The organism is Stenotrophomonas maltophilia group sp. msm1 (assembly GCF_032025805.1).
In the GTDB taxonomy this organism is placed as follows: domain Bacteria; phylum Pseudomonadota; class Gammaproteobacteria; order Xanthomonadales; family Xanthomonadaceae; genus Stenotrophomonas; species Stenotrophomonas hibiscicola.
Genome location: NZ_JAVSKH010000003.1, coordinates 74,927 through 98,419, shown reverse-complemented (window position 1 = coordinate 98,419; position 23,493 = coordinate 74,927). Strand labels below are relative to the sequence as shown.

Annotated in this window: 19 protein-coding genes and 3 tRNA genes; 9 read left to right on the top strand and 13 right to left on the bottom strand. The window is 67.4% G+C overall.

The window, feature by feature from the left end; translation table 11 throughout:
- Positions 1-10 precede the first annotated feature (10 nt).
- Together emrA and emrB are read left to right on the top strand one after the other, a co-directional pair.
- On the top strand, positions 11-1,192 hold the full coding sequence (emrA, locus tag ROV95_RS15625) for a multidrug efflux MFS transporter periplasmic adaptor subunit EmrA (RefSeq protein ID WP_021204129.1): 1,182 nt from the start codon (positions 11-13) through the stop codon (positions 1,190-1,192).
- A 7-nt stretch (positions 1,193-1,199) separates the two neighbouring features.
- The gene (gene emrB / locus ROV95_RS15620; RefSeq protein WP_312545223.1) at positions 1,200-2,786 is read left to right on the top strand and encodes a multidrug efflux MFS transporter permease subunit EmrB; all 1,587 of its coding nucleotides are present in this window, start codon (positions 1,200-1,202) and stop codon (positions 2,784-2,786) included.
- A 111-nt stretch (positions 2,787-2,897) separates the two neighbouring features.
- On the opposite strand, the gene ROV95_RS15615 is transcribed toward emrB, so the two are convergent.
- The 3 genes from ROV95_RS15615 to ROV95_RS15605 all read right to left on the bottom strand — a co-directional run bounded on the left by ROV95_RS15615 (position 2,898) and on the right by ROV95_RS15605 (position 4,534).
- On the bottom strand, positions 2,898-3,176 hold the full coding sequence (locus tag ROV95_RS15615) for a hypothetical protein (protein ID WP_019659096.1): 279 nt from the start codon (positions 3,174-3,176) through the stop codon (positions 2,898-2,900).
- Positions 3,177-3,499: 323 nt separating this feature from the next.
- Positions 3,500-3,584: transfer RNA gene (locus ROV95_RS15610), tRNA-Leu, on the bottom strand.
- Between the two features lie 50 nt (positions 3,585-3,634).
- A complete protein-coding gene (locus tag ROV95_RS15605; RefSeq protein WP_021204128.1) occupies positions 3,635-4,534 on the bottom strand; it encodes a LysR family transcriptional regulator in 900 nt (299 codons plus the stop codon).
- Positions 4,535-4,633: 99 nt separating this feature from the next.
- Here ROV95_RS15605 and ROV95_RS15600 point away from each other — a divergent pair, with 99 nt between their 5' ends.
- Positions 4,634-5,380, top strand: a complete 747-nt coding sequence (locus ROV95_RS15600) for a sulfite exporter TauE/SafE family protein (RefSeq protein ID WP_312545221.1) — start codon at positions 4,634-4,636, stop codon at positions 5,378-5,380.
- A 56-nt stretch (positions 5,381-5,436) separates the two neighbouring features.
- Here ROV95_RS15600 and ROV95_RS15595 read toward each other — a convergent pair.
- Positions 5,437-5,521: transfer RNA gene (locus ROV95_RS15595), tRNA-Leu, on the bottom strand.
- 204 nt (positions 5,522-5,725) lie between these two features.
- Positions 5,726-5,810: transfer RNA gene (locus ROV95_RS15590), tRNA-Leu, on the bottom strand.
- 128 nt (positions 5,811-5,938) lie between these two features.
- Between ROV95_RS15590 and rnr the strand changes: the two genes are divergently transcribed.
- The 3 genes from rnr (at position 5,939) to rlmB (ending at position 9,824) form a co-directional block, all read left to right on the top strand.
- Positions 5,939-8,398 (top strand): ribonuclease R, encoded by a 2,460-nt coding sequence (gene rnr / locus ROV95_RS15585; protein WP_312545220.1) that lies wholly within the window; start codon positions 5,939-5,941, stop codon positions 8,396-8,398.
- A gap of 94 nt (positions 8,399-8,492) precedes the next feature.
- Positions 8,493-8,987 (top strand): GFA family protein, encoded by a 495-nt coding sequence (locus tag ROV95_RS15580; protein WP_019659092.1) that lies wholly within the window; start codon positions 8,493-8,495, stop codon positions 8,985-8,987.
- Positions 8,988-9,080: 93 nt separating this feature from the next.
- Positions 9,081-9,824 carry a 23S rRNA (guanosine(2251)-2'-O)-methyltransferase RlmB gene (gene rlmB / locus ROV95_RS15575; RefSeq protein WP_019659091.1) on the top strand — a complete coding sequence of 248 codons (744 nt, stop codon included), beginning with the start codon at positions 9,081-9,083 and terminating at the stop codon, positions 9,822-9,824.
- A gap of 82 nt (positions 9,825-9,906) precedes the next feature.
- Here the strand turns inward: rlmB and ROV95_RS15570 are convergent, their stop codons facing one another.
- From ROV95_RS15570 to ROV95_RS15560, 3 genes are read right to left on the bottom strand one after another with little or no spacing between them, the layout of a single operon-like run.
- Positions 9,907-11,346, bottom strand: a complete 1,440-nt coding sequence (locus ROV95_RS15570) for an efflux transporter outer membrane subunit (protein WP_312545218.1) — start codon at positions 11,344-11,346, stop codon at positions 9,907-9,909.
- A complete protein-coding gene (locus ROV95_RS15565; protein ID WP_312545216.1) occupies positions 11,343-13,301 on the bottom strand; it encodes a MacB family efflux pump subunit in 1,959 nt (652 codons plus the stop codon). The genes ROV95_RS15570 and ROV95_RS15565 overlap by 4 nt, the downstream gene beginning before the upstream one ends.
- The gene (locus tag ROV95_RS15560) at positions 13,298-14,542 is read right to left on the bottom strand and encodes an efflux RND transporter periplasmic adaptor subunit (protein ID WP_312545215.1); all 1,245 of its coding nucleotides are present in this window, start codon (positions 14,540-14,542) and stop codon (positions 13,298-13,300) included. The genes ROV95_RS15565 and ROV95_RS15560 overlap by 4 nt, the downstream gene beginning before the upstream one ends.
- A 204-nt stretch (positions 14,543-14,746) precedes the next feature.
- Here ROV95_RS15560 and ROV95_RS15555 point away from each other — a divergent pair, with 204 nt between their 5' ends.
- The 3 genes from ROV95_RS15555 to ROV95_RS15545 all read left to right on the top strand — a co-directional run bounded on the left by ROV95_RS15555 (position 14,747) and on the right by ROV95_RS15545 (position 20,095).
- Positions 14,747-15,475: a response regulator transcription factor gene (locus ROV95_RS15555; protein ID WP_019659087.1), complete on the top strand. Its 729-nt coding sequence runs from the start codon at positions 14,747-14,749 to the stop codon at positions 15,473-15,475.
- Between the two features lie 6 nt (positions 15,476-15,481).
- Positions 15,482-16,891, top strand: coding sequence for an ATP-binding protein (locus tag ROV95_RS15550; RefSeq protein ID WP_021204122.1), 1,410 nt, complete (start codon positions 15,482-15,484; stop codon positions 16,889-16,891).
- A 177-nt stretch (positions 16,892-17,068) separates the two neighbouring features.
- Positions 17,069-20,095: a ligand-binding sensor domain-containing diguanylate cyclase gene (locus ROV95_RS15545; RefSeq protein WP_021204121.1), complete on the top strand. Its 3,027-nt coding sequence runs from the start codon at positions 17,069-17,071 to the stop codon at positions 20,093-20,095.
- 95 nt (positions 20,096-20,190) lie between these two features.
- Here the strand turns inward: ROV95_RS15545 and rnt are convergent, their stop codons facing one another.
- The 5 genes from rnt to ROV95_RS15520 all read right to left on the bottom strand — a co-directional run bounded on the left by rnt (position 20,191) and on the right by ROV95_RS15520 (position 23,480).
- The gene (rnt, locus tag ROV95_RS15540) at positions 20,191-20,841 is read right to left on the bottom strand and encodes a ribonuclease T (RefSeq protein ID WP_019659084.1); all 651 of its coding nucleotides are present in this window, start codon (positions 20,839-20,841) and stop codon (positions 20,191-20,193) included.
- A gap of 119 nt (positions 20,842-20,960) precedes the next feature.
- Entirely contained in the window at positions 20,961-21,482 is a 522-nt protein-coding gene (locus ROV95_RS15535) for a DoxX family protein (protein ID WP_312545212.1), read from the bottom strand.
- A gap of 31 nt (positions 21,483-21,513) precedes the next feature.
- Positions 21,514-22,269, bottom strand: coding sequence for a putative DNA-binding domain-containing protein (locus ROV95_RS15530; RefSeq protein ID WP_134734947.1), 756 nt, complete (start codon positions 22,267-22,269; stop codon positions 21,514-21,516).
- On the bottom strand, positions 22,262-23,137 hold the full coding sequence (locus ROV95_RS15525) for a DUF692 domain-containing protein (protein WP_312545209.1): 876 nt from the start codon (positions 23,135-23,137) through the stop codon (positions 22,262-22,264). The genes ROV95_RS15530 and ROV95_RS15525 overlap by 8 nt, the downstream gene beginning before the upstream one ends.
- Positions 23,124-23,480, bottom strand: a complete 357-nt coding sequence (locus tag ROV95_RS15520) for a hypothetical protein (RefSeq protein WP_058979473.1) — start codon at positions 23,478-23,480, stop codon at positions 23,124-23,126. The genes ROV95_RS15525 and ROV95_RS15520 overlap by 14 nt, the downstream gene beginning before the upstream one ends.
- Positions 23,481-23,493 lie beyond the last annotated feature (13 nt).

Sequence of the window (23,493 nt, the reverse complement as noted above, 5' to 3'; positions counted from 1 at the left end):
GATCTCCGACATGAGCCAGACCCAAGACACCGCGGCCCCGGCCGCCCCCAACCGCCGCGGCAACCTGCTGCGCGGCCTGTTCGTGATCGTCGTGCTGCTGCTTGCCGCTTTGGCGCTGTGGTACTTCATGTTCGGCCGTTGGTTCGAAGAGACCGACGATGCCTACGTGCAGGGCAACCAGGTGCAGATCACCCCGCTGGTGGCCGGCACCGTGGTCGCCATCAATGCCGATGACGGCATGCGCGTGGAGCGCGGCCAGCTGCTGGTGCAGCTGGACCCGTCCGACACCGCAGTGGCGCTGCAGCAGGCCGAAGCCAACCTGGCCAAGACCGTGCGCCAGACCCGCGGCCTGTACCGCAGCGTGGAAGGCGCGCAGGCGGACCTGAACGCCCGCCAGGTGACCCTGAAGCGCGTGCGCGAAGACTACGCCCGCCGCAAGGACCTGGCCGCCACCGGCGCCATCTCCAACGAAGAACTGGCCCACGCCCGCGACGAGCTGGCCGCGGCCGAAGCGGCCGTGGCCGGTTCGCGCGAGACCGTCGAGCGCAACCGCGCGCTGGTCGACGACACCGTGATCGCCACCCAGCCGGACGTGCAGGCCGCCGCCGCACAGCTGCGCCAGGCCTTCCTCAACAACGCCCGCGCCGGCATTGTCGCGCCGGTCTCCGGCTACGTCGCCCGTCGTTCGGTGCAGGTCGGCCAGCGCGTGCAGCCGGGCAATGCCCTGATGGCCGTGGTGCCGACCGAACAGATGTGGGTCGAGGCCAACTTCAAGGAAACCCAGCTGCGCCACATGCGCCTGGGCCAGGAAGTGGAGCTGAAGTCGGACCTGTACGCCGGCGACGTGAAGTACAAGGGCCGCATCCAGAGCCTGGGCTTGGGCACCGGCTCGGCGTTCTCGCTGCTGCCGGCGCAGAACGCCAGTGGCAACTGGATCAAGATCGTGCAGCGCGTGCCGGTGCGCATCGCCATCGATGCCAAGCAGCTGGCCGAACACCCGCTGCGCATCGGCCTGTCGATGAAGGCCGAAGTGAGCCTGCGCGACCAGAAGGGCGAAGTGCTGCCGAGTACCCCGGCCAAGGGCACGGTGTTCGACACTGACGTGTATGCCAAGCAGCTGCATGATGCCGATGAGGTGATCCACACGATCATCCAGGGCAACCTGCCGCAGCAACAGGCGAAGGTGGGCTGAGGTCGCCATGTCCGCACAAGCTCCAGCCGCGCCCGGCGCTCCGGGCGCACCGGCGGCGCCGGCTGCGGCCTCCGGGTTCCTGCCGCCCAGCGTCGCCCTGTGCACGGTGGGCCTGGCGATGGCCTCGTTCATGCAGGTGCTCGACACCACTATCGCCAACGTCTCGCTGCCGACCATCGCCGGTAACCTCGGTGCCAGTTCGCAGCAGGCGACCTGGGTCATCACCTCGTTCGCGGTCAGCACGGCCATCGCGCTGCCGCTGACCGGCTGGCTCAGCCGCCGCTTCGGCGAACGCAAGCTGTTCGTCTGGGCCACGCTGGCCTTCGTCATCACCTCGCTGCTGTGCGGCCTGGCGCAGAGCATGGGCATGCTGGTGGTGTCGCGCGCGCTGCAGGGCTTCGTGGCCGGCCCGATGTACCCGATCACGCAGTCGCTGCTGGTTTCGATCTACCCGCGCGAGAAACGTGGGCAGGCATTGGCACTGCTGGCGATGATCACGGTGGTCGCGCCGATCTGCGGGCCGATCCTCGGTGGCTGGATCACCGACAACTACAGCTGGGAGTGGATCTTCCTGATCAACGTGCCGCTGGGCATCTTCGCTGCCTTGGTGGTGGGCAACCAGCTGAAGGGGCGGCCGGAGCAGATCGAGAAGCCGAAGATGGACTACGTCGGCCTGATTACCCTCGTGATCGGCGTCGGTGCGCTGCAGCTGGTGCTCGACCTGGGCAACGACGAGGACTGGTTCGCGTCGATGAAGATCGTGGTGCTGGCCTGCGTGGCCGTGGTGACGCTGACGGGGTTCCTGATCTGGGAGCTGACCGACAAGGATCCGATTGTCGACCTGAAGCTGTTCCGGCACCGCAACTTCCGCGCCGGCACGCTGGCGATGGTGGTGGCCTACGCGGCGTTCTTCAGCGTGGCGCTGCTGATCCCGCAGTGGCTGCAGCGTGACATGGGCTACACCGCGATCTGGGCGGGCCTGGCAACGGCGCCAATCGGCATCCTGCCGGTGATCATGACCCCGTTCGTGGGCAAGTATGCATCGCGCTTCGACATGCGCATGCTGGCCACGATCGCCTTCATCGTGCTGTCGATGACCAGCTTCCTGCGCTCGAACTTCAACCTGCAGGTGGACTACATGCACGTGGCCGGCGTACAGCTGATCATGGGCATCGGCGTCGCGCTGTTCTTCATGCCGGTGCTGCAGATCCTGCTGTCGGACCTGGATGGGCGCGAGATCGCGGCGGGCTCCGGCCTGGCCACGTTCCTGCGTACGCTGGGCGGCAGCTTCGCGGCGTCGCTGACGACGTGGCTGTGGGCGCGGCGCACCCAGGTGCACCATGCCGACCTGACCGAGCATATCTCGGCCTATCAGCCGGGCATGCAGGACCAGGTCACGGCGATGGGGCAGGGCGACCTGCAGCACGGCGCAGCGGTACTGAACAACATGATCAACCACCAGGCATCGCAGATGGGCTTCAACGACATCTTCTTCCTGCTGGGCTGGATCTTCCTGGCGATCATTACGTTCCTGTGGCTGGCCAAGCCGCCATTCGGCGCAGGTGCGGGTGCGGCCGCCGGTGGTGGGCACTGAAAACTCCCTGGAAACACGTGCTGTATTTTGACCCCGCCGCAAGGCGGGGTTTTTGTTTGTGCAACGTGGGTCGCACGGGCCCTGCCGTTGGGGGAGTGCAGCGGCGCAGGTTCAGCGCGTGCGATAGACGCGCTTGAACACCACCCGATCACGGAACAATCGGGAAATGGCCCACATTCCCGCCACAAGTACGGCGCCGCACGTGATCCAGCCGGCAGTGGCCTGCAATCGGCTGCCGACCAGCGCGCCGCAGATGATGGCGGCGACAAAGACGAACATTACGGCCTCCTTCGATGCGCCGTAGTGGACCTCGGCCTGGCATCCCACGCATACGCGTACGCCGTGGTTCGAGCCGGTGTGGCAGTGAGGGCAGATGATGCTGCGCTGCATTGGGGCATCCTTTGGGGAAAGGGGGGGCGCTGGTCCGGTCGTGTCGATAGACCTGCAACCGGCTCCGGTAAATCTGCCTCCCACCGAAAAGGAATCGGGTGGATCTCGACTAGGAAAAGTACGAATTGAACGGGGAACGTGAAATGCGCCCCAAAAGGGGGGCGTTCAAGGTCTGGTGACGGCGCGCCGGGGGGAGGTATACACCCGCAGGCGACGCCCGGGTGGTGCGAGATACGACAGTCCGAGTCGCGGTTGCGATGCCACGCTCGCCAGGCCCCGGAAACGAAAAAACCCGCTTTCGCGGGTTTGATCATCTTGAGTCGTGGTGCCCAGGAGAGGACTCGAACCTCCACGGTTTTACCCGCTAGTACCTGAAACTAGTGCGTCTACCAATTCCGCCACCTGGGCGACTCAGGAGATGAATTGTGCGGGACGGCAGAGGATGTGTCAACAACATTTCACAGCTTTTTCTGCGGCTGCACGCCCAGGTGAAGCAGCAGGCTGCGCATTGCCGATGACAACTGCGCCCACTCGGCAAAACAGGCGCACAGGCGACGCTGTGCCCACGCATCGGCGAGCGGTACGGCGACGGTATGCGTGCTGCGCCGGTGCTGGCGGGCGATGGTCCGCGGCACGATGCCGATACCAATGTCGTGGCCGACCATGATGCACACCCCTTCGAAGGTCTTCATGCGGATGCGCACGTCCAGGCGCCGCCCGATGTCGCGCGCTTGGTCTTCGATGTAGGCCTGCAGTGCATTGCCGTCGGCCAGCGCGACGAAGGTCTCGCCGGCAACATCGGCGAAGGCCAGGCTGCGCCGCGATGCGAGGCGATGGTCTGCGGGCAGCAGCATCACCAGTGGATCTTCGGCGACCACGTGCTGCTGCAGGCCGGCAGCGTCGACCGCATCACTGATGATGCCGGCCTCGGCCTGGCCAGCGTTGATCGCACGCACGACTTCGGGGCTGGTGCGCTCCAGCAGTTCCACGTGCAGGCGCGGGCGTTCGGCCAGCCACGGTGCCAGCCGCGAAGGCAGGTAGTTGGTCAGTGCTGCGGTGTTGGCATACAGATGCAGTGTGCCGCGCGCGCCGTGCGCGAACGCCTGCAGTTCACCGCGCAGCTGCGCCTGCTGCTGCAGGATCAATCGTGCATGGTGGGCGAGGGCGGCGCCGGCTTCGGTCAGGCTGACGCCGCGGGGGTGCCGGTTCAACAACGCGGTGCCGGCATCGGCTTCGATCGTGCGCAGGCGTTCGCTGGCCGACGCCAGTGCCAGGTTTGCCTGCGCTGCGCCGGCCGTGATGCTGCCCGCCTCGGCAATCGCCAGGAACAGGCGCAAGTCGGCGATATCCATCCGCATGTGATGCCCTCATCGCAACGGCTGCGTCTTCGGATCAGCCGAAGGCAAGGCCGGAAACACCGCATTGTGCGCCGAGCGGCCGGCCGATCCAATGAAGGCATGAATGAATCGATGTACTTCTACGTGCTGCTGGTGGTGGTGTTCGTGCTGGCCGGTGTGGTCAAGGGTGTGACTGGGATGGGGTTGCCGACGGTGGCGATGGGGCTGCTGGGCAGCACGCTGTCGCCGGTGTCGGCGGCGTCGATGCTGTTCATTCCCACCTTCGTCACCAATGCGTGGCAGCTGTTGTCCGGGCCGTCACTGGACCGCATCGTGCGGCGCCTGTGGCCGATGATGCTGGCCGTGGTGGTGGTGACGCTGGGCTCGGCGGCGCTGCTGGTGCGGGTCGATCGCACTTGGTCGCGCGTTGCGCTGGGCGTGGCATTGGTGGTCTATGCCGCCTATGCGTTGCTTGCGCCGGTGTTCCGCGTGCAGCAGCGGCGCGAGCGTTGGCTGGGGCCGCTGGTGGGGGCGTTGTCGGGCGTGGTGACCGGCGCCACCGGCGTGTTCGTGATGCCGGTGGTTCCATACCTGCAGTCGCTGGGGTTGCAGCGCGAGGAGCTGGTGCAGGCGCTGGGGCTGGCGTTCACGGTGTCAACGATTTCGCTGACCGCCGGCCTGGTGCTGCACGGCGCATTCGGCATCCAGCAGCTGGGGCTGAGTGCGCTGGCGGTGCTGCCGGCATTGCTGGGCATGTGGCTGGGGCAGGTGATCCGGCAGCGCATCAGTGCGCGGGTGTTCCGGGGCTGCTTCCTGGGTTTCCTGCTGTTGCTCGGGCTGGAGCTGGTGCTGCGGCCGCTGCTCTGATGCCGGATTCCGGGCATGAAAAAACCCGCTCTCGCGGGTTTTTCTCATTCTCGACGTGGTGCCCAGGAGAGGACTCGAACCTCCACGGTTTTACCCGCTAGTACCTGAAACTAGTGCGTCTACCAATTCCGCCACCTGGGCGTCGAGGAGCGAGATTATGGGGTGTTGTTATGGGGGTGTCAACACTTTTTCTGGATCCGGTGTCGGACCCCGTTTCGCGTGCGGAGCGGGCTCTGACCCCATCTCAATCGCTTGGGTCGGAGCCCTTTCCTTCGGAAAGGAATTCGACCCCGCTGCTGGATTGCAGGCAAAAAAAATCCCCGCCGAAGCGAGGAGTTTTTTCGTTGGTGCCCAGGAGAGGACTCGAACCTCCACGGTTTTACCCGCTAGTACCTGAAACTAGTGCGTCTACCAATTCCGCCACCTGGGCGTTCCAGAGGCGCAATTGTGAAGATGAATCCGCAGGCTGTCAACGACTTCCTGAATATTTTTCACGCAAGGCCTTCAAGACGGCCACTGACCCGTTCTGCACGCCGTCAACGGCTACCATGTAGGGCGATGACTACCAAAAAACCAAGCAAGGGCGGGAGCACCTCCCGCAGCCAAGCCCCGAAGAAGGGCGCCAAGGCGGGCACGGCCCGCGCCACCAAGCCGGGCAAGCCGTTGCCGGGCTGGTTCCCCGAATTGAATGAAGGCGGCGCACCGCCGCGTGGCCGCAAGGTCCGCAGCAGCGACGCACCGGGCCCGGCGCCGGGCCGCAAGTTGCCGCCGACCGGCAAGGTGATCGACGATCCCTATGCCGCCCGCGAAGCCGAGAAGTACGAACAGCCCATCGCCAGCCGCGAAGCCATCCTGGCCCTGCTGGAGCGTTGCGAAGGGCCGCAGACGGCCGAGGAGCTGGGCGCGCGCCTGGGGCTGACCGCACCGGACCGGGCCGAGGCGCTGTCGCGCCGGCTCGGTGCCATGGTCCGTGATGGCCAGCTGGTGCAGAACCGCCGTGGCGGTTTCGCCCCGATCCAGACCCTGAACCTGGTCACCGGCGTGGTGATCGCCAACCCGGAAGGATTTGGCTTCCTGCGCCCGGTCGAGGGTGGCGACGACCTGTTCCTGCCACCGTATGAAATGCGCAAGGTCATGCATGGTGACAAGGTGCTGGCCCGTGTGACCGGCATCGACCACCGTGGCCGCCGCGAGGGCAGCATCGCCCGCGTGCTTGAGCGCGGCATGACCCGCCTGATCGGCCGTTTCAGTGTCGAGATGGGCATCAACTACGTGGTGCCCGATGACAAGCGCGTGCAGCGCAACGTACAGGTGCCGCCGGACCAGATCGGTGGCGCGCGCGACGGCCAGCTGGTGGTCTGCGAACTGACCCAGGCGCCGGATAGCCGCCGTCCGCCGATCGGCCGCATCATTGCCGTGCTCGGCGACAAGCTGACCGCCTTGCTGGTGGTGGAGACCGCCATCCACGGCCATGAACTGCCGTTCGAATTCCCGCAGGAAGTGCTGGACGAAGCGGCGTCGGTGCCGCTGGTGGTCGAACCGGCGATGATCGGCGACCGCGTCGATCTGCGCAGCATGCCGCTGGTCACCATCGACGGTGAAGATGCCAAGGACTTCGACGACGCGGTGTACTGCGAGCCGAACGTCGATGGCTTCCGGCTGGTGGTGGCGATTGCCGATGTCTCCAACTACGTCCGGCCCGGCACGCCACTGGACGAAGAAGCGCAGAAGCGCGCCACCTCGGTGTACTTCCCGGGCTTCGTGGTGCCGATGCTGCCGGAGACGCTGTCCAACGGCATCTGTTCGCTGATGCCGAAGGTCGACCGCATGTGCTTCGTCTGCGACATGCAGATCGACCGCGACGGCCTGGTCACGCATTCGCGCTTCTACGAAGCGGTGATGAACTCGCATGCGCGCCTGACCTACACCCAGGTGTGGAAGGCGGTGGGCGAGGACGATGCCGATACCAAGGCCTGGATGGGCGACCTGCTGCCGCAGGTGCAGCGCCTGCACCAGCTGTACAAGGTGCTGTCCAAGGCACGCGCCAAGCGCGGTGCCATCGAATTCGAAAGCAGTGAAGTGCGCTTCGTGCTGGACAACCGCGGTGAAGTGACCCAGGCCGGCATGCTGGTGCGCAACGACGCGCACAAGCTGATCGAGGAGTGCATGATCGCGGCCAACGTCGAGGCGGCGAAGTACCTGCTGTCGCGCCATGTGCCGGCCCCGTACCGCATCCACGAGAAGCCGCCGGAAACCAAGTACGCCGACCTGCTGGAGTTCCTCAAGGAGTTCAAGCTGAGCCTGCCGCCGTGGTCGAAGGTGCGCCCGGGCGATTACACCAAGCTGCTGAAGAAGATCCGCGACCGCCCCGATGCCACGCTGCTGGAATCGGTGCTGCTGCGCAGCCAGAGCCTGGCCATCTACAGCCCGGAAAACCACGGTCATTTCGGCCTGGCACTGGAGGCGTACGCGCACTTCACCTCGCCGATCCGTCGCTACCCCGACCTGCTGGTACACCGCGCGATCAAGCACGCGTTGTCCGGCAAGCCGCTGGACAAGTTCACCTACAACGCGCGCGAAATGGCTGCGCTGGCGCTGCAGTGTTCCGAGCGTGAGCGCCGTGCCGACGAGGCCGAGCGCGAGGTCGACGAGCGTTACCGCGCGGCGTGGATGGAAAAGCACGTGGGCGGCCAGTTCGACGGCGTGATCAGCGGCGTGACCAGCTTCGGCCTGTTCGTGGAGCTGGATGAGTCGAAGGTGCAGGGTCTGGTCCACGTGACCCAGCTGCCGCAGGACTATTACAAGTTCGACGCGACCCGCAAGACGTTGACCGGCGAGCGCCGCGGCGGCAGCTACCGGTTGGGCGACCGCGTGCGCATCCTGGTGCTGAAGGCCAGCATGGAAGAGCGCAAGATCGACTTCCGCCTGGTCGAGCACAAGGGTGAGGACGAGGGCGATGGCCTGCCGCCGCTGCCGGAGCGTGGCAAGCCGGCCAAGCGGAAGAAAGAGAAATATTGATGACCGTGGTAGTGCCGGCCGCTGGCGGGCATCCATGGCACCCTCGGCACCGACGGGTTGCCGGCCCGCGGCCGGCACCACCAGGAGACATCGCATGCAAGGCCAACCCGAATACAGCGGCGGCTGCCAGTGCGGCGCGATCCGCTTCCAGGCCCGTGGCGAGCTGACCCACAGCTCGATCTGCCACTGCCGCATGTGCCAGAAGGCCTTTGGTGCGTACTACGCGCCCTTGGTGTCGGTGCGGGGCGTGCAGTTCAGCTGGACCCGCGGCCAGCCGCGCTATTTCCAGTCCTCCAACGTGGTGCGGCGCGGGTTCTGCGCCGACTGCGGCACGCCGTTGACCTACGAAGCGCCCGATGGCGTGGCGGTGGCTGCCGGTGCGTTTGACGAACCCGAACGCCTGCCGCCGACGATCCAGTACGGAGTCGAGCGCAAGCTGCCCTTCGTCGACAGCCTGGCCAGCCTGCCGGCGCGACGTACCGAGGAAGACATCGCCGCGCTGGATTTCCTGGCCACGATCGTGTCCCACCAGCACCCCGACCACGACACCCCGCACTGGCCGCCGCGCAGCCGTTCAGCCGGGGGATGAACGGCCGGTAGCGCCCGGCCATGCCCGGCGAGCGCGAAGCGCGGCCGCCGCCGATGCTCTACCATAGCCCCCCCCTTTCCGGTCCCCGCCCGCATGAGCAAGAACAGCCAGTGGATTGTCGGCGTCAACGCCGTCGCCTCCTCCATCGAGAACGACGCCGAGAACGTCCGCGAAGTGCTGGTCGAGGCCGGTGCGAAGAACCCGCGCCTGACCGAGATCGAGGAAAACGCCCGCCGCAAGGGCATCGACGTGCGCAAGGTGAACAGCCAGGCGCTGGACGGTGTCGGCGGTTCGGTACGCCACCAGGGCGTGGCCGCGCGCTATGCCGCCGCCCGCACTTACAGCGAGAACGAGCTGGAAGGCCTGGTCACCGCAGCCGAGGGCAAGGCCCTGCTGCTGGTGCTGGACGAAGTGCAGGACCCGCACAACCTTGGCGCCTGCCTGCGCTCGGCCGCTGCGGCCGGTGCAACCGCAGTGATCATCCCCAAGGACAAGTCGGCCACGGTGAACGCGACCGTACGCAAGACTTCGGCCGGTGCCGCCGATCTGATCCCGGTGGTGGCGGTGACCAACCTGTCGCGCTGCCTGAAGGACCTGCAGAGGCAGGGCGTGTGGATCTATGGCCTGGCCGGCGAAGCCACCGCTTCGCTGTACCAGCTGGACCTGAAGGGCAACATCGCCCTGGTGCTGGGGGGCGAGGCCGATGGCCTGCGCCGCCTGACCCGCGAGAACTGCGATGGCCTGGTCAAGATCCCGATGCCGGGTGAGATCGAGAGCCTGAATGTCTCCGTCGCCGCCGGCGTCAGCCTGTTCGAGGCCGTGCGCCAGCGCGGCTGATCTCTAGAGCCGAGTCCACGCTCGGCGATCGCATACCCGATCAAGGAAGCAGCCGAGCATGGGCTCGGCTCCACAGTAGCCGCTACCCCGCGCTGCCGCCCAGCGCCTTGAACAGGGTCACATCGTTGTTCAGCTGCCCCTGCCGCGCGCGCGCCAGTGACAGCTCGGCATCGCGCCGGGTCTGCTGCGCTTCCAGCCAGGTGCGCAGGTCGGTCGCGCCCACGCGGTAACGCACTTCCTGCGCGCGTTCCACTTCCACCGCTTCGTCATACGACGCCTGCGAGGCCGCCACCTGCCGCGCCAGCTGCTCGCGTGCCGACAGCGCGTTGTCCACTTCCGAGAGCGCGGTGTACAGCGTCTTGCGGAAGTTGGCCGCGGCGATCTGGTAGGCGGTGCCGGCGATGTCGGTATCCAGCTGCGCGCGCTGCAGGTTGAGGAACGGCAGTGACAGGCCCGCGCCCAGCGTGGCCACCGGATTGCGCAGCACATTGCCTAGCGAGGTGGCGCTGGAACCGAGGCTGCCGGTCAGGCTCAACGCCGGGTAATACTGGGTTGCCGTGACCTTGATCGTCTTCAGGCTGTTGCGCAGGCGCAGCTCGGCCGCGCGCAGGTCGGGACGGCGGCCCAGCAGGTCGGCCGGCAACCCCTCGACGATGTCCGGGCTGCGTGCGCCCAGCAGGTCCTGCGGTTCGTCCTGCTGCGGCCAGGGCGTGCCATCCAGCAGTACGGTCAGTGCATTGCGCACTTCCACCCGCTGCTGTTCCAGCGCGCTCTGCGCCGAGCGCTGCGACTGCAGGTTCTGCAGCGCCTGGCGCACTTCCAGGCGCGATACCGCGCCGGTGTCGAAGCGGGCCTGCACCAGTTCGCGGGTACGTTCCAACCGCTCCAGGTTGGCCTGGCCGGTGGCGATGGACTGGTTGAGATAGGCCAGGTTCCAGTACTGGGTGATGGTGTCGCCGATCACCAGCAGCGCGGTGTTCTGCCGGTCTTCCTCGCTGGCTTCGGCTTCCCAGCGGGCGATGTCGCGCTGGGTGCGCAGGCGCCCCCACAGGTCCACTTCCCAGCCCAGCGAGACGCCGGTGGAATAGCTGCGGCGCCAGTCATCGGCCTGGTCGGTGGCGCGGCTGGCACTGCCGCTGACGCCCGATGACGAAGGCTGCGGCCACAGCGCATTGCTGGCCAGGCCGGCCTGCAGGCGTGAACGCTGCACGGCCAGGCCGGCGGCGGCCAGATCGCTGTTGGCGGCCAGCGCCTGCGCCACCAGACGGTCGAGGCGTTCATCGCCGAAGCCGGTCCACCAGGTGTCCTGCCGGATGTCGCGGCCGGGTGTATCCAGGCTGCTGCGCGGGCCGTCGGCCGGTGCATTGAGGGTGGCATCGCCACGCCCATACTGCGCCGCCACGGCCGGGTCATGCACCGGATAGCGGCCGACGGAGGCGCAGCCGGACAGGGCGAGTACAACCGCACCGGCCGGCAGCAGGTGCCGGGGAGCGGGGAAGGGCAGTCGGATCATCTTCTTCATTCGCGGGCCAAGGCCTCCACCGGATCGAGTTGTGCGGCGTTGCGTGCGGGCAGGAAGCCGAACGCCACGCCGATCAAGGTCGAGCAGGCGAACGCGGCAACGATCGAGGCGGTGGAGAACAGCACCTGGAAATCGCTGGCGAAGCGGCCGATCATCGAGCCCAGCAGCAGCGCCAGGCCGATGCCGAGCACGCCGCCGAGCAGGCACACCAGCACCGCCTCGATCAGGAACTGCTGGCGGATATCACTCTGCCGTGCACCCACCGCCATGCGCACCCCGATCTCACGGGTGCGCTCGGTCACCGACACCAGCATGATGTTCATCACGCCGATGCCACCGACCAGCAGTGCGATGGCGGCGATGGCACCGATCAGCAGGGTCATCGTGCGCGTGGTCTGCTCGATGGTCTGGCGGATCTCCGCGCTGTTGCTGAGGAAGAAGTCCTCGGTGCCATGGCGCAGGGTCAGCAGGCGGGTGATTGCTTCCTGCGCCGCATCCATCGGTGTGTCGTCGTCCACGCGTACGGTGATGCTGGAGACGTGGCTCTGGCCGAGCATGCGCGACATCACCGTGGTGTACGGCACCCACACGCTGAGGCTGGTACTGCCACCGAAGCCGAAACTCTGGCGCTTGGCCACGCCGACCACGCGTGCCGGCACGTTGCCGAGCAGGATCACCTGTCCGACCGGGTCGACATCGGGAAAGAACTGGGTCTGGGTGTTCTCGTCGATCACCGCCACCTGGCCCAGGCCCTTGACTGCATCGGTATCGAAGAAGCTGCCGCTGAGCAGAGTCACACCCTTGACCCGGAAGAACTGCTCGCCGACGCCGCTGACCTGGGCGGTCGACGACTGGTTGCGATAACGCGCGGTGACCGAGGTCGATACGCTGGGGGTGGCGCTGTCCACGTAGCTCTGCTTTGCCAGTGCATCGGCATCGCTGGCCTTGAGCGTCTGCACCCGGGCCGAGCGCATGTCGCCGAAACCACGGCCGGGATAGACGTCGATGGTGTTGGTGCCGAGCGCGCTGATGTTCTGCAGGATCTGCTGCTGCGAGCCGTTGCCCAGCGCCACCACCGACACTACCGAGGCGATGCCGATGATGATGCCGAGCATGGTCAGGAAGGTCCGCAGCCGATGGGCGTTCATCGCCAGCAGCGCCATGCGGAACGCTTCGGAGAAGCGGTCTCGGGCCGCCCGCCAGCTGTTGCCGTGGGCGGCCCCGGTACTGGCTTCGCGCTGCGCACGGTAGGCCGGCGCATTCGGGTTGGCGCGGTCGGCGATGATCTCGCCATCGCGGATCTCGATGATGCGCTGTGCGTGCTGGGCCACGCTCATGTCGTGGGTGACGATGATGATGGTGTGGCCTTCGGCATGCAGTTCGCCGAGGATCGCCATCACTTCCTCACCGGATTTCGTATCGAGCGCGCCTGTGGGTTCGTCGGCCAGGATCACCTCGCCGCCGTTCATCAGCGCGCGTGCGATCGACACGCGCTGCTGCTGGCCACCTGACAGCTGGCCGGGCTTGTGATGCATGCGGTCGCCCAGGCCCAGGCGTTGCAGCAGCTGCTCGGCACGCGCATTGCGCACTGCGCCCGGGCTGCCGGCGTACACCGCCGGCACTTCCACATTGCCGCGCGCGTCGAGGTCGCCGAGCAGGTGGTAGCGCTGGAAGATGAAACCGAAATATTCGCGGCGCAGTTCGGCCAGTTCGTCCGGCGCCATCTTTCCGGTCTCGCGGCCGGCCACCTGGTAGCTGCCGCGGGTGGGGCGGTCGAGGCAGCCGAGGATGTTCATCAGTGTCGACTTGCCCGAGCCGGACTGGCCGACGATGGCCACCATCTCGCCAGCATCGATGTCGAGATTGACGTCGCGCAGCACGGCGATCACATCATCACCGGCCGGGAACTCGCGTCGCAGGTCGCGCAGGCGCAGCAGCGGCGCCGTCGTGCTCATCGGCGCGGCCCCATGCCCGGGCCGCCGACCCGCATCTGCATGCCGCCTCGGTTCCCGCCACCGGCACCGGCACCGGCGGCGCTGGCTTCGCCGACCACCACGCGCTCGCCTTCCTTCAACCCGGACAGGATCTCGGCGGAGGCGCCATTGTTGATGCCCACCGTGACCTTGCGCGGCTGCGGCTGGCCCTTGTCGTCCAGCACCCGCACCATGCGCTCGTCGCCACGGCGCTTCGGCCCCAGCGCCACCGCCGGCACCATCAGCACGCCCTTGGCCTGCTTGAGCAGTACCGAGACCTGCGCGGTCATGTCGATGCGCAACGTGCCGTACGGATTCTCCACGTCGAACAGCGCGTTGTAGTAGACCGCGCTGCTGGAACTGGAACTGGACGAACTGCTGGAGCTGGAGGAGCTTTCGTTGGCGATCGAGGCCGGCGCCGGATTGATCTGGCGCAGCGTGGCGTGGTACTTGCGGTCCGGGTCACCCAGCGTGGTGAAGTACACCGGCATGCCGGGCTTGATCTTGACCACGTCGGCCTCGGAGATCTCGGCATTGACGGTGACCACGTCCAGCCGCGCCAGCATCACGATGGTCGGTGCGGTCTGGTTGGCGTTCACGGTGCGGCCTTCCTCCGCCACCACCGCCACCACGGTGCCGTCCATCGGCGCGGTGATGCGGGTGTAGGCCAGGTTGGCGCGGGCGGTGCCCAGTTCTGTTTCGCGGCCCTTGATCTGCGCCTCGTAGGACTGCAGCTGGGCACGGGCGGTCTTCAACTGCGCCTCGGCGGCATCATATTCCTGGCGCGAGGTGGCTTCGGCAGCCAGCATCTGCTGCTGCCGCGCGAATTCCAGTTCGGCCTGGCGCAGGGTGGCCTGCTGCACGGCGCGCTGCGCGGTGACCTGGTCCAGCGAGGCCTGCGCGTTGAGCACCTGGTTCTGCTGGGTGGTGGCATCGATCTCGGCGATCAGGTCGCCTTCCTTCACGGTGTCGCCCAGCTGTACCTTCAGCGACTTGATCTGGCCCGAGGCCTGGGCGCCGACGCTGACCAGCTTGTAGGCGTCGATCACACCGGTGGCCTCCACTGTCTGCTCGATGTCACCACGGCTGACGGGCGCGGTCGCCACCGCCGGGACGGCCGGCTTGCGCAGCAGCCACCAGGCGGCTGCAACGACGGCAAGGGCAAGCAGGGCGACCAGTATCAGGCGACCCCGGCGGGTCGCGGGCAGCAGGCGGAACGTCACGTCGTGGCTTCACTCTCGGGGCCGCGTGGGCGGCGTTGGCGGGCATTGTGAAGACCGGGCGACAGGCGGCTCAATCCTCGGGGTATGTCTCTATGTAACACTGTCGGCAAATAGGCGTAACCACAGGTATCCCGACCATCGGTGGATACACTGGTACGCATTGCCCCGGATGCGGTTCAGCTGCCGACACGGGATGATCGCGACATGGAGACTGAAAACACGATGCATCGACTGCTGATCGTCGACGACGACAATGACATCCGCACCCTGCTGGCCGAGCAGCTCGGCCGCGCCGGCTACCAGGTGAGCACGGCGGCTGATGGCACCGCCATGCGACAGCTGCTGGACCGTGAGCACGTGGACCTGATCGTGCTCGACCTCAACCTGCCGCGTGAGGATGGCTTGACCCTGTGCCGCGACCTGCGCGCGCGCTCGAACACGCCGGTGATCATGCTGACGGCTCGTGCCGAGCCGATTGACCGCGTGCTGGGCCTGGAGATGGGCGCCGATGACTACCTGGCCAAGCCGTTCGAGCCGCGCGAGCTGCTGGCGCGCATCCGCAATGTGCTGCGCCGGACCGAGGCGCTGCCGGCCAACCTGGAGCCATTGGCGATTCGCCGTGCGCGCTTCTCGCGCTGGGTGTTCGACCTGGAACACCGCCATCTGGTTGACCCGGACAACCGCGTGGTGGTGCTGTCCGGCGCCGAGTTCCGGCTGCTGCGGGTGTTCATTGCCCATGCCAACAAAGTGCTGTCGCGCGAGCAGCTGGTCGCGCTCAGCAGCGGGCGCAATTACGAGGCACAGGACCGTGCCATCGATCTGCAGGTCAGCCGGCTGCGCAACAAGCTGGGCGACGACGGTGGCCCGGATGGGCTGATCAAGACCGTTCGCAACGAAGGCTATGTACTGGCCTCCTCGGTGAACCTGGAATAGGCCGCGATGAAACGCCTGCGCCATTTCCTGTCCTCGATGGTCGGGCGGTTGTTCGTGATCCTGCTGCTGGGCATGAGCGTGGCCGCGATCGGCGCGACCATGCTCGCCACCTCCAAGCGGCAGCAGGAGTTCGAGCGGCAGAACCTGAACCGCATCGCCGACCGCCTGCAGGGTTACGTCAACCTGCTGGACGGCAATCCGGAACTGCGCGAGCGCCTGCTCGAGATCGGTGGGCCCAGCGTCCGCGCCCTGCAACCCGGCGCGCGCCTGGGGCGGGCCGATACAGCTCTGATGGAAGTGCTGGATGATCGGCCAGGCCCGGTCGCACGCGCGCACGTGCACTTCGCTTCATTCCGCTCCTGCATCCCCAAGCTGCAGGAACTGCTGCCGCCGCCGCCGCCCGGGCATCGCAAGCACCCGCGCGAGCGTGATCCGGCGTTCATTCCGCCCAAGTGCCGCGCGGTGGACGTAACGCTCACCGATGGCACGCTGCTGAAGCTGGCGCTGGATTCGCCGGCGGTAGCGCACAACGGCATCCTCGCCGTTGACCCGTGGTTCCTGACCCTGCTGGTGTTGGCGATCGCGGTGCTGGCCTATATCGTCGCGCGCATTGCAAGCGCGCCGCTGCAGGAGTTGGCCGCTGCCGCCGAAGACCTGGGCGACGACCTGCAGCGCGATCCCTTGCCGCTGCGCGGGCCGCGCGAAGTGCAGCGCGCCGCCGAAGCCTTCAACGCCATGCAGCACCGGCTGCAGCGGCATCTGGCCGAGCGCACGCAGATGCTGGCAGCGATCACCCACGATCTGCAGACGCCGCTGACGCGGCTGCGGCTGCGGCTGGAGAATGTCAGCGACGAGGCCCTGCGTGAGCGCCTGATTGGCGATCTGGCCGCGATGCAGGCACTGGTGCGCGAGGGCCTGGAGCTGGCCCGCAGTGCCGAGAGTGCCGAGCAGCGTGCAGCACTGGACCTGGATTCGCTGCTGGAGAGCATTGTCGAGGACACCGCCGAAGGCGGCGCCGATGTGGTCTTCGAAGGCGGCAGCGGGGCGGTGCTGATGCTGCGCCCGCTGGCCATGCACCGCCTGTTCTCCAACCTGGTGGACAATGCGGTGATGTATGCGCAACGGGCGCGGGTACGGGTCGAGCGCAGTGGGGGTGCGATCACCGTGGTGGTGGCCGATGATGGCCCGGGCCTGGCCGAGGAGCAGCTGGAGGCGGTGTTTGATCCCTTCGTGCGGGTGGAAACCTCGCGTTCGCGCCAGACCGGCGGGGCCGGGCTGGGCTTGACCATCGCCCGCGCCCTGGCCGAGAAGGATGGGGCGCGGCTGTGGCTGCGCAACCGTGCCGAAGGCGGGCTGGAGGCGGTGGTGCAGTGGCCGGCCAGCGCCCAGGTGACGCCGCCGGGGCGCGCCGGCTGAGCCTTCGCAGCTGGCGATGGTGACGCGGTGGGCCGGCTTTGGCCTATCATCTGCCCAACTTCCCAGTTCCCCCCCGATGAGCCAGCCCGTTCCCGCCGGCATGCCGCTCCGCGCTGCCCGGCCGTTCCCGCACGCTGCCAGGCACGGCAGCCCTGCCTGGCCGCCGCCGCTGTACTGATGGCCGCACAGGGGGACATCCGGCGCTGGGCGGAGCGCCGCGGATCAGATATCGGTCGATGGCTGCGACAGGGCCTGCTGTGCCTACTGCTGGCCCTCGCGCTGCCGGTGGCTGCGCAGGAAGGGGCGCCGCCGCTGCGCGACTATGCCATTGATGTATGGACCTCGCGCAATGGCCTGCCGCACAACTCGCTGCGTGACATCGCGCAGACCCCCGAAGGCCACCTGTGGTTCGCGACCTGGGAAGGCCTGGTGCGCTACAACGGCCTGGATTTCACCGTGTTCGACCGCAGCACCCGCCCGGGCCTGCGCGACAACGGCATCGGTGCGCTGTTCGTCGACCGCCAGGGTGGCTTGTGGATCAGTGATTCGCGCGGCAACGTCAGCCACCGTGGCAGCGATGGCCAGTGGCGCGTCTGGGAGCACCAGGCCGATACGCCGCAGGTGCTGATACAGTCCATGCAGATGGACAGCCAGGGCCGGCTGTGGCTGCTGTACGAGGGCAAGGGCATCGGCTATCTGACACCGGACAATGGCATCGTCTACCAGGCGCCGGCGGCGGACCTTCCGATGGCGATGAGTTTCACCAAGCTGGTGGTCGATGCGCAGGACCGGGTCTGGGTCGGTACGCTGGACGGGCTGGTGCTGCGCGACAACGACGGCGTGCTCAAACGCGCGCCCGCAGCCTGGGGACTGGGGGCCGGCAGTGGTCTTTCATGGCCCTACCGTGCGCCGGATGGTGCGCTGTGGATCGTCGCCGGCGAGCGCCTGTACCGGGTGGAAGATGACCAGCTGGTGCTGATGCACCGTCTGCCGGGACAGCTGCACATGACCTCGATGCTGCAGGATCGCCATGGTGACCTGTGGCTGGGCACCGAGAACCAGGGCCTGCTGCGCATCTCCGCACATGGCCTGGAGCGGCTGCCGGCAGGCCTGAACCTGCCGGGCGGACGCGTGGTCAGCCTGCGCGAGGACGCCGAGGGAAGCATCTGGGTGGGCGCCAACGGCGGGCTGTACCGCCTGCGCGAAACGCTGTTCAGCAGTTACACCGAGCGCGATGGGCTCAGTGGCGACTATGTGCGCACCGTGTTCGAGGACCGCGACCGCCAGCTCTGGGTGGGCAGCGCCAGCGGCCTCGATCTGCAGACGGCCGACGGCCGCTTCCGTGCGATGCCCCTGCACAACCGCGGTGGCAAGGCACCTTCGGTGCTCAGCCTGGCGCAGGGACCGGACGGTGACCTGTGGGTCGGCACGTTCGGCGATGGCGTCTACCGTCTTGGTCCCGACGGCCGGCTGCGGCACAACTACGCCGCTGCCGATGGCATGCCGGGCGGCAACATCCGCGCGATCAGCGTAGACCCACAGGGCGTGGTCTGGGCCGGCACGCAGAAGGGCGTGGTCCGCATCGACGGCGACCGTGTGCAGGTATCAAGCATGGCGGGCATGCCCGGCGGCCTGATCACCGCGCTTGAGCACGATCACCAGGGCAACCTGTGGATCGGCACCATCGAGGGAATCCGCGTGCTGCGCGGCGACCACGTGCAGTCGATCGACCTCGCGCCGATGGGCGGTGGCCGCAGCGTGTTCGGCTTCCACCAGCTGGGCGACGCGATGTGGATCAGCAGCGACCGTGGCCTGTACCGCTGGCGGAACGGGATGCTGGCGCGGGTGGGGCTCGAGCAGGGTATGCCGGTGGACGCGGTGTTCCAGCTGGTGCCTGATCGTCTTGGCAACGTGTGGGTCAGCAGCAACCGAGGCGTGCTGCGCACCGACATGGCTACCCTGAACGCGGTGGCCGATGGCCGAGCACCCCGGGTGATGGTGGAGCGCTACAACGAGATCGACGGCATGGCCAATGCGCAGGCCAACGGCAGCTCGGGCCCTTCGGCGATCCTGCGCCAGGACGGCACGTTCTGGGTGGTGACTGCCGGTGGCCTGAGCACGGTTGATCCGCAGCGCCTGCAGCGCTTCCGCGAGCGGCCATCGCCGCCCGCCGCGATCGAGAGCGTGCAGGTGGATGGCGCGCCGGTGCATTGGGAAGGACCGGATCGCAACGCCATTCCCGGTGGCCGCCGCCTGGCGGTCAGCTATGTCGGCCTGAGCTACCTGATGTCTGACAGGATCCGTTACCGCACGCGGTTGGATGGGCTTGATGCCGGCTGGGTCGAGCGCGGCCCGCAGCGCAGCGTGGAGTTCGTCGGCCTGCCGCCGGGCGAATACACCCTGCACGTGGCGGCGGCACATCCCGGTGGCAGCTGGGGCCAGCAGGAGGCGGTGTGGAGCTTCACCGTGGAGCCGTTCTGGTGGCAGCGACGCAGCGTGCAGGTGCTGGGGGCACTGGTGCTGCTGACCGGGCTGGTGGCGCTGTACCGCTTGCTGCTGCAGCAGTTGAAGGCCAGCAACCTGCGCCTGGCACGTCGGGTTGACGAAGCAACTTTCGACCTGCAGGCCAAGACCGTGCACCTGCAGGCGTTGAACCAGGAAAAGACCGAACTGGCCGAGCGCCTGGCACGCCAGGCTGAGGCATTTGAACGGCAGGCCCGCGAGGATGCACTGACCGGCCTGCCCAATCGCCGCGCCTTCGACGAAACCCTTGCCCGCGACTTCGCCCGTTCGCAGCGCAGTGGTCATCCACTGTGCCTGGTGGTGCTGGATATCGACCACTTCAAGGACGTCAACGACCGCCACAGCCACAGCATCGGCGATGCCGTGCTGGTGCAGGTGGCGCGCTTGATCGCTGCGGCCTGCCGCGATTCGGACCTGCCGGCGCGCACCGGCGGTGAAGAGTTCGCGCTGCTGCTCAACGACACCCGCCTGGAAGAGGCCGCACAGCTGTGCGCACGCCTGCGCGGCCTGTTCCATGACCACCCGGACTGGGCCGGTGTGGAAGGCCTGCGCGTGACCTTCAGCGCGGGCCTGGTGGAGCTGGATGCCGACGACCGCACCCCGGCGCTGCTGTACCAGCGCGCAGACCGCGCACTGTACCGCGCCAAGAGCGATGGCCGCGATCGTACGAGTATTGGTTGATCGCATCCAGGCGTGGCGTGGATCTACCGCGCGGTGTGTGGTGGGTGCGGACCGTTGGTCCGCACTGCGTGGATGCGGTTGCGCCGTTGGCTGCCTTACCGCGGCCAGGCGTTGGCGATGGTGCAGAACAGCCGCGCGGTCTGTTCGGTGTCATACACCGCGCTGTGTGCCTCGTTGGCATCCCAGCCCAGCCCGGCGGCCGTGGCGGCGCGCGCCAGCACGGTCTGTCCGTAGGCGATGCCGGCCAGGGTGACCGTGTCGAACACGCTGAACGGATGGAACGGGTTGCGCTTGTGACCGGTGCGGGCCACGGCGGCGTTGACGAAGCCAAGGTCGAAATGGGCGTTGTGGCCGACCAGGATCGCGCGCTGGCAGCCGTATTTCTTCATTGCCGCGCGCACCGGGGTGAAGATGTGGTCCAGTGCGGCCTTTTCTTCCTTGGCCAGCCGGAACGGATGGTCGAGGATGATGCCGGTCACTTCCAGCGACTTCGGGTCGATCTCCAGGCCTTCGGCCGGCACTACATGGGCGCTCGCGGTCTGGCCCGGGTACAGCAGGCCGTTCTCGTCCATCTCGATCGGCACTGCGGCTATTTCCAGCAGCGCGTTGCGCTGGCTGTCGAAGCCGCCGGTTTCCACATCCACCACCACCGGCAGGAAACCGCGGAAGCGTTGTGACATCGCGCGCTGCGCCTGGGATACTGCGGAATCGGGAGCGGCGGCAGGTGCGGGAATGGGGTCGGTCATGCGTGAATTCTAGCAGAGCGACCCTGAGCGCCCGGCCACGCAGCCCATGCCCGCCACCGTGGCAGAACCCGGTAGGTGCCAGCCTTGGTTGGCACGCGATGCGCCGACCAAGGTCGGATCTACCGGAACGCGGGACGTGCCGTCGTACCCGACGGATGCCACCGCCACAGCAACGCATCCACGCTCAGCCTGCCTGCGCCGGTGAAGACCAGCGGCAGCAGCATCGCCATGAACAGCACCGGCAGCTTGAAGTTGCCGTAGCCCTGGTCGCTGATCGCATACCCCATCGCGAGGTCGCCCAGCGAGTTCCATTGCATCGGCCAGTGCACGGCGTAGGTGGCCACCACGGTCAGCACCAGCAGGCTGGCAGCGGCAAAACGGGTACCAAAACCGAACAGCAGGCAGGCTGCGCCGAGCAGTTCAAACCAGGTGGCCAGTTGCCAGTTCAGGGCAGCGGGCAGCTGGTTGAACGGAAACGGGAAGGCGTCCTGCAGATCGGCGAACCAGTTCTGGCCTTGGAGTTTCTCGCGGCCGGATTCGAAGTATTCCCAGGCCAGCAGCAGCCGCAGGCCGAGCGGGGCCAACCAGGGGGCGAGACGGTCCAGCTGGCCACGCGCGGTGGCCAGGAGCGGGAGCTTCATCGGTGCATCTCCGGGGCGGGGAAGGGAGGTGTCAGGCAGGTGCGGTCAAAGGGCCGATCACGCCGGCCCGCAGGAACTGCTGCAGCAGCGCGGCACCGGGTTCGGCCAGCGCCTGTTCGGCCAGGCCATGCGCGGCGGCCAGTTGCTTCAGATAGGCATGTCCATCGAGGCCGGGCTGCTCCCCGATGCTGGACAGCAGGTACACCGCCAGCGGGCTGAGTACGGCGAAGCGCACCTCGCCATCGGCCTCGCGACGCACCAGCAGGCCGGTCGGCTCGGCCGGCAACTGGGTAGGTGCGTCCTCGGCGCCGAGGCGGTGCACCGGCCATTGGTACAGCAGCGGCCACGCCAGCGGTGAGCGCTGCAGCGGCACCCGCAGCGGGTCGATGTCCGCTACGACCGGCAGCGGTTCGGCGTCCAGTTGGTACAGCGCGGTTTCCACCCACTCGTAGTGGGCCAGTTCGGCCAGCGCAGGGTGTGGCAGCTGCGGCTGTGCCTGCAGCCACTGCACGAATTCGGCGGCCAGTTCGGTGAACAGCGGCGTCTGGCAGCGATGGGTTGCGAAGTAGTGGCGCACCAGTCCGCTCCAGGCTGATACGCCGAGCAGGCGCACGCAGACCGGAAAGCCGTTGCTCAACAGGCCGAGCAGGTTGTTGAACAGCAGCCGCTGGTAGACCGCGACGCGCCGTGGCTCCAGCCCGCCCGGTGGCGGCACGCCCTGGGGATCTCGCAGATAGGCGGTGAATGCGTGCTGCTGCGCACGCAGCGTGGCGGGGGTATCAGCCATATGCCGCCTCCGCGTGCACGGCCTGCAGGCGGCGGATGGTCTGCAGTTCGCCGCGCAGTTCGGCATAGGGCGGGAAATTGAAATCGCGTTCGAGCAGGGTGGGGCGAGCGCCGATGCGCGCATAGGTGCGTGCCAGCAGCTCCCAGACCGGGTCGATCACCGCGCTGCCGTGGGTATCGATCTTCAGGTCCGGTGCCTCGTCCAGATGCCCGGCCACGTGCAGGCAGACGATGCGGTCTGCGGGCAGGCCAGCGATGAACGCGTCGGCGTCGTAACCGTGGTTGCAGGCGTTGACGAAGACGTTGTTGACGTCCAGCAGCAGGTCGCAGTCGGCTTCGGCAAGCACGGCGTTGGTGAAGGCCAGTTCGTCCATCGCCGGTTCCGGTGCCAGGTAGTAGGACACGTTTTCCACCGCGATGCGGCGACCCAGCACGTCCTGCACGCAGGCGATGCGTGCGGCGGTATGGCGCACCGCTTCATCGGTGAAGGGGATCGGCAGCAGGTCGTACAGGTGGCCGTCGTCGCTGCAGTAGCTCAGGTGTTCGCTGTACAGCGGCACGCGGTGTTTTTCCAGGAACTGGCCAACCTGCTCCAACAGCTGCGTATCCAGTGGCGCAGTGCCGCCCAGCGACAGGGACAGGCCGTGGCAGCTCAGCGGATGGCGCTGTGCCAGCTCGGCCAGTGCGTCACCGGCGGGGCCGCCGACATGGATCCAGTTCTCCGGCGTGCATTCGAGGAAATCGAAATCGCTAGCCGGTGCATCGCGCAGCTCCTGCAACAGCGCCCGGCGCAGCCCCAACCCGACGGCCGCCGCACGAAGCGGCGACCGCAGGTTGGCGATGCTGGCGCGGACCTCAGTGCTTGCCACCGCACTTGCCTTCGCCACACTTGCCTTCGGCGGCCTTCTTGTCGCCGGCCTGAGCCTTGGCGCCTGCTGCCGCACCGGCAGCCTTGCCCTTGTCGGCGCCGCACTTGCCTTCGGCGGACTTGCCATCTGCGCCACACTTGCCTTCGGCATGCTTGGCGGCCTCTGCGGAGGTCTTGGCTTCGGCGCCCTTGGCATCGGTGCTGGCCTTGGCAGCCTGGCCAGCCACCAGATAGCCCTGGGCCAGGTCGCTCATGCTCAGCGCCGAGGCATTGGCGGTGATGCCAAGGCCGGCGGCCAGGGCGGTAGCAGTCAGCAGGGACAGGGTCTTGTTGGAACTGCTCATCGGTCGTGCTCCT

Bases quoted from the DNA above. Each gene is read 5' to 3' on its own strand.
- emrA (WP_021204129.1), top strand. From the start codon at position 11: ATGAGCCAGACCCAAGACACCGCGGCCCCGGCCGCCCCCAACCGCCGC.
- emrB (WP_312545223.1), top strand. From the start codon at position 1,200: ATGTCCGCACAAGCTCCAGCCGCGCCCGGCGCTCCGGGCGCACCGGCG.
- ROV95_RS15615 (WP_019659096.1), bottom strand. From the start codon at position 3,176: ATGCAGCGCAGCATCATCTGCCCTCACTGCCACACCGGCTCGAACCAC.
- ROV95_RS15605 (WP_021204128.1), bottom strand. From the start codon at position 4,534: ATGCGGATGGATATCGCCGACTTGCGCCTGTTCCTGGCGATTGCCGAG.
- ROV95_RS15600 (WP_312545221.1), top strand. From the start codon at position 4,634: ATGAATGAATCGATGTACTTCTACGTGCTGCTGGTGGTGGTGTTCGTG.
- rnr (WP_312545220.1), top strand. From the start codon at position 5,939: ATGACTACCAAAAAACCAAGCAAGGGCGGGAGCACCTCCCGCAGCCAA.
- ROV95_RS15580 (WP_019659092.1), top strand. From the start codon at position 8,493: ATGCAAGGCCAACCCGAATACAGCGGCGGCTGCCAGTGCGGCGCGATC.
- rlmB (WP_019659091.1), top strand. From the start codon at position 9,081: ATGAGCAAGAACAGCCAGTGGATTGTCGGCGTCAACGCCGTCGCCTCC.
- ROV95_RS15570 (WP_312545218.1), bottom strand. From the start codon at position 11,346: ATGAAGAAGATGATCCGACTGCCCTTCCCCGCTCCCCGGCACCTGCTG.
- ROV95_RS15565 (WP_312545216.1), bottom strand. From the start codon at position 13,301: ATGAGCACGACGGCGCCGCTGCTGCGCCTGCGCGACCTGCGACGCGAG.
- ROV95_RS15555 (WP_019659087.1), top strand. From the start codon at position 14,747: ATGGAGACTGAAAACACGATGCATCGACTGCTGATCGTCGACGACGAC.
- ROV95_RS15550 (WP_021204122.1), top strand. From the start codon at position 15,482: ATGAAACGCCTGCGCCATTTCCTGTCCTCGATGGTCGGGCGGTTGTTC.
- ROV95_RS15545 (WP_021204121.1), top strand. From the start codon at position 17,069: ATGGCCGCACAGGGGGACATCCGGCGCTGGGCGGAGCGCCGCGGATCA.
- rnt (WP_019659084.1), bottom strand. From the start codon at position 20,841: ATGACCGACCCCATTCCCGCACCTGCCGCCGCTCCCGATTCCGCAGTA.
- ROV95_RS15535 (WP_312545212.1), bottom strand. From the start codon at position 21,482: ATGAAGCTCCCGCTCCTGGCCACCGCGCGTGGCCAGCTGGACCGTCTC.
- ROV95_RS15530 (WP_134734947.1), bottom strand. From the start codon at position 22,269: ATGGCTGATACCCCCGCCACGCTGCGTGCGCAGCAGCACGCATTCACC.
- ROV95_RS15520 (WP_058979473.1), bottom strand. From the start codon at position 23,480: ATGAGCAGTTCCAACAAGACCCTGTCCCTGCTGACTGCTACCGCCCTG.